Genomic DNA, 12,162 nt, shown 5'->3' on the forward strand with positions numbered 1-12,162 from the left:
GGTCTATCGGAATATTTGCGTGCAGTGCTTAGTCTTTGTGTTTGCGACGTCCCTCGCTATCAGAGAGGCCCGCCTGATCGGAACCAGATGATGCACCAAGGCCTTGGACCACGTTCTCTGTGCCGGACGCTTTCGCCTGCAGCTGCTGACTTTTTGATTGCTCGAGGACTTTTCGACGGACTTCCTCAATAATTTTTTCCCGCTCCTCGGCCGGAAGATTTGCAAAGTCCTCTTTAGACAATCCATGTTCGCCCAGATATTGCTGCATCATACGGTCACCAAGGTCCATGTCAGCCAACTCGCTGAATTCCTGCTCTGGCGTCTTATCGGGTGCCTGGTCGATCCCATCATCCGTACCGGATTGGAGCGACCAAAGGGCGCCAGATAATTTGCTTGAACTACCGCTGTCGGAATTGAGAGCAAAGCCAGGTTGGCCGCTAGTCGATGAATGATCAGGTGTATCGAAGGTCGCGGCCTTGGCGGCGCGTGCGCCACGAGCCGAAAATAGGCTTGCTGCAGAGTTCTGGGTGCGATCGATATAGGTCATAGGATTCTCCTGATTGAACTGCAGGGATCTTTGACAACGCAAGCTTGCTCGTAGCTTTTATGACGATAGTGACTAGCCCTTGGCGATTACGGAAAGAGTAATCGGCGCGCGTGTAACAAAGCCGACACGCTCGTAAACGCGAGCGGCGCTATTTTCGCCCTTCACGTGCAGAAACGGAATGCGCCCCTCGCGCATAATCCGCTCACTGATAAAGGCGACAAGCGATTGCGCGTATCCATGTCCTCGGTGCTCCGGGTGGGTGCATACGGCACTAATCTCAACGTGGTGCGGTAATGCGAGACGTCCGCCTGCCATTGCGATTAACACTCCCGTCGAGGACCGGACCCCAAAGTAGGGACCCATCGATATTGTGTTCTGCGCAAATGGACCAGGCTCTGCCAGCTTGGCAAGCTCCATCATTTCCGTTACGTCACTCGCTCCCAAGCGAATTGGGAAGAAGTCTCTCCTTTCGGAAAAAGACGTGCACGTCATCTGTTCGATTTGGCGTTGTCGCAGCAGCTTCCAGCCTCCGGGAAGAATTGGGGCTGCCGCATTAAACAGTGCTACGGTCTGGCCTGGTGAAAGTGTTGCTTCGAGCTGCTGAAAAGCTTCTGGTTCAGCGGTTCGAATTGCCGCGAATGGCGCGATATCTTCTCGATATCGTCTAGCATCTACTCCGCCGATCGAAAGCTCATTGTGCTCGTTGGCAAGCGCGTGCCAAATTGGATTATCAAGGGGGCTCATTGTTTCTTGCCGGTGTGATAGCCAGTCGGGAACCGTAATATGGTGACTTGCTTTATAAAAGTCACTAGCCTAATTTGGCAATGAAAGGAATTCGCGTGAAACGGAAAAGCTTGGCAAATGTAAGATGCCCAATCGCGCAGACGCTCGAGCGCGTTGGCGATCAATGGAGCATATTGATCCTTCGCGATGCGATTAAAGGGGCGAAGCGATTTGACGATTTCCAGCGTAGTCTTGAGATCGCTCCGAATACTCTGACGTGTCGCCTCAACGATCTCGTCGATCATGGCTTCCTCGTCAGGCAGCGATATAGCGAGCATCCTCCACGGGACGAATACCTGCTGACCGAGCGCGGTAAAGATTTTCAGAGTGTCGTCCAAGCTTTCGTCGGATTTGGAAACCGAAATTTTCGAGAGGACAGCGGACACGTGGTGTTCATCGACACCAATACTGGCCACGAGGCTGATCCCATAACCGTTGATCGCCACTCAGGCGAAATCATCCGCGCACCGCGGTTCGAATTTCAATCAGCTGAACAGCAGGCATAGTGTGAATCCGGCACTGCAGCAGGAAGATGAGAGGCATTTGATCACGCGGCAGGCCCTGCTCGATGGCACGTTTCTTGCGCGTGCTCGTTCAATTCCTGGCGTTGTTGCTCTCACGGACGAAGAGCTAGAGGATAGCCTCGGTCGATCCCTCGTAGCTGCGAGTTCGGAAGATGGGATTTGGATTTTTGCCTACGGCTCTCTAATCTGGAATCCGGCGTTCGAGTATGAAGTCCGTGTTGCTGCGTATGCGGACGGTTGGCACCGGAGCTTTTGCTTGTCAGCTCCCTTTGGGCGCGGAACGCCAGAGAGCCCAACCCTGTTTCTGGCGCTCAATCAAGGTGGCCGGGCTGAGGGGGTCGCTTACAAACTCCCCAAGGGGCGCGAACGCGAGGAGCTTTTGCTTGTCTGGCGTAGGGAGATGTTTACTTCTGGCTACCAAGCAGAATGGATAAGGGTGGTGACGCCGACCGAAACACTGAGGGCTCTGGCGTTTGTTGCAAATCCGCTCTCTCCGAGTTTCGTGGGTGAGCTATCTGCTGAAGCAGTGGCCGAGCGCCTTTTCAGAGCGCGGGGCCCGCTAGGGACCGCTCTGGAGTACCTGTTCGATACGATACGCCATCTCGAACAGATAAATCTGAACGACGAGCACTTGGGCGAAGTCAAGAAGCACGTGGATCGTATAAGCGCCCGCCCAATTTCCTCAATTACGTCCGGTCCCAGCGGTACCTGTTAGAAAGATGTCAACGCACATCCGAGCTCTGGCCTGAATTTCGATGGGCTTGGGGTACTCAGTCTGACCGAGCAGTGCGGACCTTTGCGGTTCCATGATCATCATACCCCTGAGCATACCACAGGCGACATGTGGGTCTTCAAGCCTGATCTCCCCTGCGTCCATGCGGGAGCGAAGATAAGCCTCCATGGCATCATTTGTCCGATCAATTGCTTTCTCGTAGAATGCCGTGGCGATCTCCGGGAATCGATCGGATTCACTCACGATGAGCCTTAGCAAAGTCACGGTTCGCTCGGAAAGAGTCAGTTCACCGTAAGCGCCTAGCATTCGCTCGAGGCCCTCGCGGATGTTGAGTCCTTCCAGCGCAGCAACATCGAGCCGAAGTAAAAAGTCATCGATCCGGGCACTCACCACCGCTGAGAACAAGTCTGTTTTCGACGGGAATAGCCGATAGAGTGTTTTCGTTGAAACCCCGGCGACCTGTGCGATGGCAATTACGCTCGTGGCCTCGTATCCGCCCTCTCTAAATGACCTGCAAGCAGCATTGACAATGACGCTCCGGGTGTCGTCATCGCAACGCGCTTGGGGGCGACCACGCGGTCGTTTTGGAGGTGAGGCATTTTGGACCATCATTATTTTCCAAAATTGATTGACAGCATCCAAGTACAGCATATTTTGGAAGACGACAAGTTTCCTTAATGTCGTCGACTATTCGAGAACACACCAATGACAGATAACGTACGCGTACTGAATCCGGCGAAGCCTATCGCTGAAACTACACCAAACCCTACCGCAGAGCCCCCAGCAAAGGTCGCCCAAGAGATGGCCATCGGCGCGTCGCTTTCGGCGGCCGAGCCGCCTCCACGCAAGCGTCGAGGCGGTCGCGGGTTCTTAATTGTGGGTGGCTTGGCCGTTTTTGTCGGTGCCGTGTACTACGGTCAGCACTATTGGACCGTGGGGCGTTTTCAGGTCGAGACCGACGACGCTTACGTTAAAGCTGATAGCAGCGCTATCGCGCCCAAGGTCTCGGGATATCTTAAAGAGGTCCTCGTATCGGACAACGAGGTCATCAAAGCTGGGGCACCTTTGGCTCGCATCGATGATAGGGATTTTAGAGCTGCGTTAGATCAAGCCAATGCGGACGTTCTCGCGGCTCAGGCAACCCTTGAGGCGAGCCGCGCATCTCTGGATATCCAGCAGTCAAACATTGCCGCTGCAGAGGCCACCCTCGAGGTTGATAAGGCCAATGAGCTCTTCGCGGAGCAAAATAATAAACGTTACTCGAATCTGGCTACGAGCGGCTACGCGCCCGTCCAAACCGCACAACAGGCAGCTTCGCAAATCGCGGTGGCCAAGGCTACGGTAGCCCGAGATGAAGCGACCTTGGAGACCGCACGTAAGCAGATCTTACTGATAAATGCGCAGATTGCCCAGGCAAGCGCCACCGTTGCCAGAGCACAGGCCCAGCAGCGCCAGGCTGAGCTCAATCTAAGTTACACCACTATAGTTGCGCCGGTTGACGGTGTTGTGGGCAACCGGACCCTGCGAACCGGGCAATATGTGCAGGCGGGCACGCAACTGATGTCTCTCGTTCCCACTCAACAGGTTTACGTCGTTGCCAACTACAAAGAGACGCAGCTCACTGACGTGCGTCCCGGCCAGGAAGTCGAGATCGACGTAGATATGTTCCCAGGCAAGCAGTATCACGGGCGGATCGATAGCATTGCACCGGCCAGTGGCCAAGAGTTCGCGCTGTTGCCACCGGATAACGCGACAGGCAATTTCACCAAAGTGGTCCAACGCATCCCAGTGAAGATCATTTTGGATCGGGATGACATGAAGAGCGGTGATTTGAGGCCGGGGATGTCTGTCCAGCCGGTGATCGACATCCGGTCAGCGAGCGACCAGTAGGAGCCACGAAAATGTCAGCCGTCGCCAAGGCTCCGAGCGCCAGCGCCCGGGAATGGATTGCCGTGCTCGCCGGAATGATCGGTGCGTTCATGGCGATCCTGAACATCCAGATCACAAATGCGTCACTCCTCGACATTGAGGGTGGGATAGGTACGGGCGTGGATAATGGCGCCTGGATATCGACCTCGTATCTCATTGGGGAGATCGTCGTGATACCGTTGACGGCTTACCTCAGCAGCGTGTTCTCGTTCCGACGTTACATCCTCGTCAACTCGATACTTTTCCCCCTTTTCTCGATCGCATGCTCCTTTGCGCATGACTTGGGAACGATGATCGTCCTGCGCGGGCTGCAAGGCTTCGCCGGAGGCGTACTCATCCCAATGGCTTTCACAATGGTGCTTACGAAGCTGCCCAAAAATCAGCAGCCGCTAGGACTGGCGATCTTTGCGCTTTCGGTCACCTTTGCACCCGCCATCGGGCCCACAATCGGTGGTTACCTTACCGAGAACTACGGCTGGCAGACCATCTTCTATATCAATGCGATTCCCAGCGCGATCATGGCGGCCGCCTTGGCGGCTACGCTTGACCCCTCGCCGATGCGTTTAGGCCTTTTGAGAGAGGGAGACTGGTTTGGTATCGTGACGATGACTATCGGCCTTTCAGCTTTTCAAACGGTCTTGGAGGAGGGCAACAAGGACGATTGGTTCTCGTCGCCGTTCATCGTAAAGCTCAGTATCGTCGCAGCCGTGTTCTTAGTCTCGTTTATTTGGATCGAATTGACCGTCGAAAAACCCTTGGTCAAGCTCAGGCTGCTCGCTCAGCGAAACTTCGGCATTGGAGTGATGGTAAATGTGCTGGTTGGCATCGCGCTCTTCGGAACAGTTTACATACTACCCCAGTACCTCGGCCAGGTGCAGAGATATAACGCCGAACAGATCGGGTATGTTCTCGCTTGGACCGGTCTCCCACAGCTGCTGCTGATTCCGTTAGTCCCTGTATTGATGAAACGCTTCGATGCTCGATACATCGGCTTTGTGGGAATCTCAATTTTCGCCGCAAGCTGTTTTCTTAATATCTATCTATCGGCTGATAACGCGGGGGATCAGTTTTGGATTCCGAATATCGTTCGCGCCATCGGACAGGCACTGGTACTGACGCCGATCACCGCCATCACAACAGGCGGCATTGCGCCTGCTGACGCAGCTGCCGCGTCTGGCTTGACGAATATGCTTCGCAATCTCGGCGGGGCGGTGGGTACTGCGTCGCTTGGAACGATCTTGACGAAGCGCGAGCAGTTTCATTCTAACGTGATCGGGCAGTCCATCACGATGGCTAAAGACGAAGTGCGGCTACGGGTCGATACATTGACCGGATACTTCATGTCTCATGGCGTCGCGGATAGAACTCAGGCTACGAAGGAAGCCGTTGTGGCTTTGGGCCGTGTGGTGCGGAAGCAAGCGTTGATAATGGGTTTTAGCGATACTTTCGCGGTGATCGGGACAGTACTGGCTATCGCCGCATTGGCGCTATTGCTGGCAAAGCGGTCTGCTGCCGGAGGTGGAGCTGGCGCTCACTGACGCACATCAGAAGTCGTTTTTGACGGACCCTGCTACCCTTGTAGCAGGGTCCTTTCTTTTTGCGGCAGGAGTCGGACCAAGATTGGCAGATTCTCGCCCCTTGCCGAGGTTGAGATAAGGCGCTGGGAAGCAGATGTTGCGGTCAAGGCCGGGTTGCCCGGCTTTTGCTGTAACATCACAAAGGCATCAGATAATGGATAGCAAAAAGCCATTGACGACTGCGGCCGGAGCGCCCGTAGTTGATAACTTCAACATCCAGACGGCCGGTCCTCGAGGCCCCGCACTGCTTCAGGACGTCTGGCTAATCGAAAAGCTCGCTCACTTTGACCGTGAAGTGATACCCGAGCGTCGTATGCACGCCAAGGGAGCCGGAGCATTTGGTACTTTCACGGTGACAAACGACATCACCGCGTACACCCGCGCGAGCATCTTCGCACAGGTTGGCAAGAAAACGGACATGTTCGCTCGCTTCTCGACTGTCGCCGGCGAACGCGGCGCTGCCGACGCTGAGCGTGATATTCGAGGGTTTGCTCTCAAGTTCTATACCGAACAGGGCAACTGGGATCTTGTCGGCAACAACACTCCCGTCTTCTTCTTCCGTGATCCGCTTCGCTTCCCCGATTTGAACCATGCAGTAAAGCGTGATCCGCGCACTGGTATGAGAAACCCCGAAACGAACTGGGATTTCTGGACTTCAATTCCGGAGTCTTTACACCAGGTCACTATCGTGATGAGCGAGCGCGGCATCCCCGCGACTTACCGGCATATGCATGGTTTCGGAAGCCACACCTACAGCTTCATCAATGGAGCCAACGAGCGCTTCTGGGTGAAGTTTACCTTCAAGACACAACAGGGCATCAAAAACCTGACTGATGCCGAAGCCACCGATCTGATCGGCCGTGACCGCGAAAGCCATCACCGCGATCTCTACGACAGCATCGAGAACGGTGAGTTCCCACGCTGGACGCTTTATGTCCAGGTAATGCCTGAGACTGCAGCAGAAACTCATCCGGTAAATCCGTTCGATCTCACGAAGGTTTGGCCGCATAGAGACTATCCGCTGATCGAGGTTGGCGTGATGGAGCTGAACCGCAACGCGGAAAATTACTTCGCCGAGATCGAGCAGGCTTCGTTCACTCCTGCGGCTGTGGTTCCGGGCATCGGCTTCTCTCCGGATCGTATGCTGCAGGCACGCTTGTTCTCTTACGGCGACGCAGCGCGCTATAGGCTCGGTGTGAACCACCACCAGATCCCGGTCAACGCTCCCAAGAACCCACACAATTCGTACCACAGGGACGGCGCTATGCGAGTCGATGGAAACCATGGATCTGCGAAGGCCTATGTGCCTAATTCGCGCGGCGACTGGCCGGAGCAGCCCGCATATCGCGAGCCGCCGCTGAAAATCTCAGGTGACGCGGATCATTGGGATCATCGGGTAGACGTCGACCACTTTGAGCAGCCGGGAAATCTTTTCCGGATGATGACAGCCGAACAGCGACAAGTTCTTTTCAACAATACGGCACGCGCTATGGAAGCCGTCTCAGACGAGGTGAGGCAGCGTCATATTGACAATTGCACAAAGGCCGACCCCGCTTACGGCGAGGGCGTTGTCAAGGCTCTCGCAGCACGTCCGGCGCTGGCTGACTAGTTCACTTGGGCCACTAGCTACAAGACATAGCTAGTGRCCGCGACTCTTTAGAGGAAGATTGACATGAGTAAATCTGCGGAAGTTGTCGCGGGTATCAAGATACCCGACAGCGCAATGGCGAAGGCAGCTACGGATCTGGTCCGGGAGACTGAGACAGACCTTCTCTACCACCACTCGCGCCGGGTCTTCCTGTTTGGCGCGCTTACTGGCGAACGGAAGGGTCTTTCCTACGACCCGGAGCTCCTCTACATCGGCGCGATGTTCCACGACATGGGCATCATGGATCAATATGCGAGTGATACCGAACGCTTCGAAGTGGATGGAGCTAACGCAGCTCGTGACTTCCTGAAATCCTATGATGTCTCGGAGCGCGACGTTGATGATGTATGGGACTCAATCGCCTTGCACACGACGCCAGGAATACCTCAACACAAGCGACCGACGGTGGCTCTCGTTACCGCTGGCGTAGAGATGGACGTTTTAGGGATCAACTACGGTGAGTTCTCTGAGAGCCAACGCGAAGAAGTATGCGCGTGCCACCCCCGTGGGCTCAAATTCAAACATGGGATTCTGTCATCTTTCTGCCTGGGAACGATCCGTAAGCCGGAGACCACCTTCGGTAACGTAAAGGCTGATGTTCTTGCTAAGATGGATCCTAGCTATAAGCGCAAGGACTTTGCGGAGATGATCCTGAATTCTCCTTGGGAAAGCTAAGCTTCGACGAGTGGTCTGAGATTAAAGCGCTCGCGGTATTCCGCGGGCGTCACGCCGAGACGTTTGAGAAATACCTGACGCATGCGCTTCGGATTGCCGAAACCACATTGGTGCGCGACTACCTTCAGCGGATGAGAAGTTGCCTCCAAGACATGTCTGGCGGCATCGATCCTTGCTTTCTCCACGAACTCGCCGGGTGTAACTTTCGCGAAATCGACGAAAGCACGGGCGAAAGTTCGAGCGCTCATGCCGACAACTTGGGCGAGGTCCGCCACGGTAAGAGCCTCCGCCAAGTTTTCCATAACATACTTGGTCAGGCTAGCCAGAGGAGAAGCGTCATCGAAGTCCATCTCTATATATGGACTGAATTGGGATTGTCCGCCCTGCCGCTGGGCGACTACGACGAGGCGCTTCGCAACCGCCACAGCTAAAGCTCCACCGTGGTGTTCCCTAATTACAGACAGGGCAAGATCGATGCCGGCTGTGACTCCGGCGGATGTCAAGAGCTTGCCGTCCCTAAGAAATATTCGATCGTAATCGACTTTCGCCAGAGGAAACTTGGCAGCTAGGTTCGCTGCATTCTGCCAATGGGTGGTCGCACGCTTTCCATCGAGCAAGCCTGAGTGGCCGAGGCAGAAGGCGCCAGTGCAGACCGACCCATAAGTGTCGCTTACTTTACAGAGCCGCAATATGCATGCGCTCATTCGCTCGTCTATGCTGGCCGAGGGAAGCGCTGGGCCACCCGCGACCAGAAAGAGATCGAACGGACCTGTCACGCTGTCAAAATCGACATCCGCGACCAGACCCATACCATTCGAAGCTTTGATTGGCGTCCTTGTTGGACCGATCAAAGTCACGTCGTAACCTTCGCCATCAGGTAGAAACCCGGTGGCCTCCGCGAATACGTCGAGAGGTCCCGAAACGTCCAGAGCCTGGACACCATCGAAAATCAACATTCCAATGGATCGCATTGCTGCCCCGCTAGTTTTGGGCGACTTGCGGCGCCTCTCCAAAAATCAACGCGCCGATCGGCTTTTCTTTATCGATAGCGACGTAGCAGCAGCTGCAAGTGATGTCACGCTTATTACCCAGAAAGCGACGAGGAAATCTTGACTGTGCTGCGCGGTCCCAGTCAGTGCCACCAGTAGCGCAATGCCCAGAGCCCCGCCGATCTGGCGAGACGTATTCAGAATTCCGCTCCCCGCCGAATATTCCCCCGGTGATAGTACCGCGGTACCCGCCGCCAAAAAGCCGGCTTGTGCCATCCCTGCGGCGATGCCGGACAAGGCAAAGCCAGGGAGGAACCCTATGAGGAAATTTGAAGTGTCGCCCAAGAACGTCAACCACCAGAGGCTCGCGGCTACAAAGACCAAGCTACCGATGAGAGTCAGTGTTCTCGGCGCGATTTTCCCTCGCCCGGACAAAATCGAAGTCGTGCCGGCCAGGGCAGGGCCGATTGCGTAGGCTATACCCGCGCGGGCCGGGTCCCATGCCCATACCTGTGTCAGGTAGAGGCTTCCCGCGAGGATGGACATCGAAAACCCAGTGTAGAATGTCAGCATGCCGATAGTCGCTAGCGAGAAGGCTGGGATCCGAAAGACTCTCAGGTTGAGGGCCGGGTTGCGCGCGGTGTTGCACCGATAGATAAATACGGACAACATGGCGACACCGGCGACGGTTATCACCCACAGTTTGTGACTGAGGGCACCCCATTCGTGGAAGTAAGAGATTGCTGCCACAACGCAGGCCGTGCCGAGCGCAAATAGTACGGAGCCCAAAATGTCAGGCACGCCGCTTTCACCGCGCTCGGTTTCCTGGAGATAGCAACACAGGAAAATTGCAGGGATTGCGATTGGTAAGTTGATCAGAAAAATATATCTCCAATCCAGGTGTACCAATAGACCGCCAAGGACAGGTCCAAGTGCAGCGCCCACGGACGCGATTGCCGCCCATATGGCGAGCATTTGTTTGTGCTTAGAAGGCGGATACGCCCCAAGCAGGAGGCCAATCGATGACGGGATCATCAATGCGGCACCAGCGCCCTTGAGGGTGCGCGCAGCGATCAACATTCCGACGTTCGGAGCGAACGCGCAGGCTGCGCTTGCGATCGCGAACACGATCAATCCGAAACGGAATGCGTTTCTCCTGCCGAACCGATCGCCCATTCGACCGCTGGGAACGAGCAGCGCGGCGAAAACAATAGAATATGCACTGAGAACCCAAGACAGCGACTGGTTCGAGGCGTCCGAAAAGCTGTCACGTATCGACGGAAACGCGATGTTGACGATAAATAGGTCCAAGGCCGACAAAAGGCTGCCCGCCGCCACGACGGTAAGCGTCAACTTGGATAGGATCCCGCGGGACTGACTCGCTTTTGATGTTTGGTCCATGAGCCTCTTCCTTGCCAGAAGCTCTCTCTAGACCGAGTCAATATCATAATGCAAGTGACGGGCGTGTCGCTCGTTAGGCGAGCTCGACGTCCACTACGGTATCCATGGTCTCGCGAAGATTTTCAGCCGCCGCAGCTCCAAAAGCGCGGTCAAACGCAGCCTGCGCGCGGTCCCAGCCTGGTCTGCCAGCGGTGATGCACTCAAGACCCTTTTTGGTTACGCTCACGATACGCGCCCGCTTGTCTTTTTCGCTAACTTCTATGGTTACAAGCCCATCGCGCTCTAGAGGGCGAAGGTTATGGCCCACAGTTGCCCGATCCATTGCCATGAGATCGGCGAGTTCCAGCATCGTCTTCGGACCTCTGTGCTTGAGATATCCCAGCAACGAGTATTGGGTGATTTTGACACCGCTTTCCGCAATACATTCATCGTAAAAGCGGGTGAGTGTTCGAGCCGCGCGACGCACTTTAGTGCAGTTACACAAGGAGGGGATATCCGGTTCCGTAACTGTCTTTGCCTTTTTGGCGGGCATGGCAGGTCCTGACTAAAAAGCGGCGACGCCGATGAGCGTCGCCATATATATGCGAGAAGTAACAATTCAAAGCGTAAATGCCAACACCACTAATGGGGGGATTAGTCGGCGGCTACGCTGCCGGACGCCGACCAAGTCTTCTGGTTGACGGCAGACCAATCGGCTGGCTTGCCGTCGAGCCTATGCATCCGAGCGCCATCCCGTTTCCTGAGGAGATCCTCATCCAGAGGCGTGGTGAACACGTTCTCGACCAGTGTGTATTCAGCGGCCAGTCGGCCTATTGGCGCCAACGCGGCGGTATCCACCCTCCCGCCTTCAAGATAGGCGTCGTCCCGAATATGGAAGCGAACAACTCGACCCCACACAACGTGATCGTCATAATCGCCGACGGGGATGATCCGATCAAGTTTGCATTCCATCGCCACAGGAGCCAAGGCCACGCGAGGAGGTCGAACTATGGTACTCGAAGCCTTTTCAAGCCCCGTCGCTTCAAATTCATCTACATCTGAAGGATGTTCGATGGCGGAGCGGTGCATCTGCCCGGCCAATTCCAGTGTGGCCAGGTTCGCTACAAACTCCCCTGTGTCACGGATGTTAACGAAGCTGTCCTTGAGGGTCACGCCGTCTGATTTGGGCTGCATGCTGATTGACAGCACTGGCGGCTTCCTTCCGACAACCGTAAAGAACGAAAACGGCGCAAGGTTGGGAACGCCCGCCGTTGAGATGGTGCTAAGCCAGCCGATTGCGCGTGGCACAATGGTTGCGATCAAGAGCTTGTAAGCTTGCGTGGCATCGAGCGAGTCCGCGTCAATGATCATTGGTTC

At 55.4% G+C, this 12,162-nt stretch carries 13 protein-coding genes; 6 read left to right on the top strand and 7 right to left on the bottom strand.

The genetic code is table 11. The annotated features are described in order from the left end of the window. Positions 1 to 28 precede the first annotated feature (28 nt). Together AC1DIJ_RS15435 and AC1DIJ_RS15440 are read right to left on the bottom strand one after the other, a co-directional pair. A complete protein-coding gene (locus tag AC1DIJ_RS15435; RefSeq protein WP_112389300.1) occupies positions 29 to 547 on the bottom strand; it encodes a hypothetical protein in 519 nt (172 codons plus the stop codon). Positions 548 to 619: 72 nt separating this feature from the next. After that, complete coding sequence (locus AC1DIJ_RS15440; protein ID WP_112389299.1) at positions 620 to 1,291, bottom strand: GNAT family N-acetyltransferase; 672 nt, start codon at positions 1,289 to 1,291, stop codon at positions 620 to 622. A gap of 80 nt (positions 1,292 to 1,371) precedes the next feature. Here AC1DIJ_RS15440 and AC1DIJ_RS15445 point away from each other — a divergent pair, with 80 nt between their 5' ends. Beyond that, a complete protein-coding gene (locus AC1DIJ_RS15445) occupies positions 1,372 to 1,836 on the top strand; it encodes a winged helix-turn-helix transcriptional regulator (RefSeq protein WP_310295293.1) in 465 nt (154 codons plus the stop codon). A gap of 37 nt (positions 1,837 to 1,873) precedes the next feature. After that, positions 1,874 to 2,569, top strand: coding sequence for a gamma-glutamylcyclotransferase (locus AC1DIJ_RS15450; RefSeq protein WP_162706028.1), 696 nt, complete (start codon positions 1,874 to 1,876; stop codon positions 2,567 to 2,569). Here AC1DIJ_RS15450 and AC1DIJ_RS15455 read toward each other — a convergent pair. Beyond that, positions 2,537 to 3,196, bottom strand: a complete 660-nt coding sequence (locus AC1DIJ_RS15455) for a TetR/AcrR family transcriptional regulator (RefSeq protein WP_112389529.1) — start codon at positions 3,194 to 3,196, stop codon at positions 2,537 to 2,539. The two genes, AC1DIJ_RS15450 and AC1DIJ_RS15455, sit on opposite strands and share 33 nt — an antisense overlap. Before the next feature lie 96 nt (positions 3,197 to 3,292). On the opposite strand from AC1DIJ_RS15455, the gene AC1DIJ_RS15460 reads away from it, so the two are divergent. The 4 genes from AC1DIJ_RS15460 (at position 3,293) to AC1DIJ_RS15475 (ending at position 8,416) form a co-directional block, all read left to right on the top strand. Continuing rightward, positions 3,293 to 4,477, top strand: coding sequence for an HlyD family secretion protein (locus AC1DIJ_RS15460; protein ID WP_112389296.1), 1,185 nt, complete (start codon positions 3,293 to 3,295; stop codon positions 4,475 to 4,477). An 11-nt stretch (positions 4,478 to 4,488) separates the two neighbouring features. Continuing rightward, positions 4,489 to 6,054 (top strand): DHA2 family efflux MFS transporter permease subunit, encoded by a 1,566-nt coding sequence (locus AC1DIJ_RS15465; protein WP_112389295.1) that lies wholly within the window; start codon positions 4,489 to 4,491, stop codon positions 6,052 to 6,054. 193 nt (positions 6,055 to 6,247) lie between these two features. Then, entirely contained in the window at positions 6,248 to 7,702 is a 1,455-nt protein-coding gene (locus tag AC1DIJ_RS15470; RefSeq protein ID WP_112389294.1) for a catalase, read from the top strand. Between the two features lie 63 nt (positions 7,703 to 7,765). Then, positions 7,766 to 8,416 carry an HD domain-containing protein gene (locus AC1DIJ_RS15475; protein ID WP_112389293.1) on the top strand — a complete coding sequence of 217 codons (651 nt, stop codon included), beginning with the start codon at positions 7,766 to 7,768 and terminating at the stop codon, positions 8,414 to 8,416. On the opposite strand, the gene AC1DIJ_RS15480 is transcribed toward AC1DIJ_RS15475, so the two are convergent. The 4 genes from AC1DIJ_RS15480 to AC1DIJ_RS15495 form a co-directional block, all read right to left on the bottom strand. Further along, entirely contained in the window at positions 8,413 to 9,372 is a 960-nt protein-coding gene (locus AC1DIJ_RS15480; protein WP_310295300.1) for a GlxA family transcriptional regulator, read from the bottom strand. The two genes, AC1DIJ_RS15475 and AC1DIJ_RS15480, sit on opposite strands and share 4 nt — an antisense overlap. A 60-nt stretch (positions 9,373 to 9,432) precedes the next feature. Continuing rightward, positions 9,433 to 10,806, bottom strand: a complete 1,374-nt coding sequence (locus tag AC1DIJ_RS15485; RefSeq protein ID WP_112389291.1) for an MFS transporter — start codon at positions 10,804 to 10,806, stop codon at positions 9,433 to 9,435. A gap of 73 nt (positions 10,807 to 10,879) precedes the next feature. Continuing rightward, the gene (locus AC1DIJ_RS15490; protein ID WP_112389290.1) at positions 10,880 to 11,338 is read right to left on the bottom strand and encodes a MarR family winged helix-turn-helix transcriptional regulator; all 459 of its coding nucleotides are present in this window, start codon (positions 11,336 to 11,338) and stop codon (positions 10,880 to 10,882) included. A 101-nt stretch (positions 11,339 to 11,439) separates the two neighbouring features. After that, on the bottom strand, positions 11,440 to 12,156 hold the full coding sequence (locus AC1DIJ_RS15495; RefSeq protein ID WP_112389289.1) for a flavin reductase family protein: 717 nt from the start codon (positions 12,154 to 12,156) through the stop codon (positions 11,440 to 11,442). Positions 12,157 to 12,162: the final 6 nt, after the last annotated feature.

It is taken from the genome of Rhizobium sp. 10N427 (assembly GCF_056394605.1).

What these genes read in the sequence shown, in the direction of transcription:
- AC1DIJ_RS15435 (WP_112389300.1), bottom strand. Translation starts at nt 547, where the DNA reads ATGACCTATATCGATCGCACCCAGAACTCTGCAGCAAGCCTATTTTCG.
- AC1DIJ_RS15440 (WP_112389299.1), bottom strand. Translation starts at nt 1,291, where the DNA reads ATGAGCCCCCTTGATAATCCAATTTGGCACGCGCTTGCCAACGAGCAC.
- AC1DIJ_RS15445 (WP_310295293.1), top strand. Translation starts at nt 1,372, where the DNA reads ATGAAAGGAATTCGCGTGAAACGGAAAAGCTTGGCAAATGTAAGATGC.
- AC1DIJ_RS15455 (WP_112389529.1), bottom strand. Translation starts at nt 3,196, where the DNA reads ATGGTCCAAAATGCCTCACCTCCAAAACGACCGCGTGGTCGCCCCCAA.
- AC1DIJ_RS15460 (WP_112389296.1), top strand. Translation starts at nt 3,293, where the DNA reads ATGACAGATAACGTACGCGTACTGAATCCGGCGAAGCCTATCGCTGAA.
- AC1DIJ_RS15465 (WP_112389295.1), top strand. Translation starts at nt 4,489, where the DNA reads ATGTCAGCCGTCGCCAAGGCTCCGAGCGCCAGCGCCCGGGAATGGATT.
- AC1DIJ_RS15470 (WP_112389294.1), top strand. Translation starts at nt 6,248, where the DNA reads ATGGATAGCAAAAAGCCATTGACGACTGCGGCCGGAGCGCCCGTAGTT.
- AC1DIJ_RS15475 (WP_112389293.1), top strand. Translation starts at nt 7,766, where the DNA reads ATGAGTAAATCTGCGGAAGTTGTCGCGGGTATCAAGATACCCGACAGC.
- AC1DIJ_RS15480 (WP_310295300.1), bottom strand. Translation starts at nt 9,372, where the DNA reads ATGTTGATTTTCGATGGTGTCCAGGCTCTGGACGTTTCGGGACCTCTC.
- AC1DIJ_RS15485 (WP_112389291.1), bottom strand. Translation starts at nt 10,806, where the DNA reads ATGGACCAAACATCAAAAGCGAGTCAGTCCCGCGGGATCCTATCCAAG.
- AC1DIJ_RS15490 (WP_112389290.1), bottom strand. Translation starts at nt 11,338, where the DNA reads ATGCCCGCCAAAAAGGCAAAGACAGTTACGGAACCGGATATCCCCTCC.
- AC1DIJ_RS15495 (WP_112389289.1), bottom strand. Translation starts at nt 12,156, where the DNA reads ATGATCATTGACGCGGACTCGCTCGATGCCACGCAAGCTTACAAGCTC.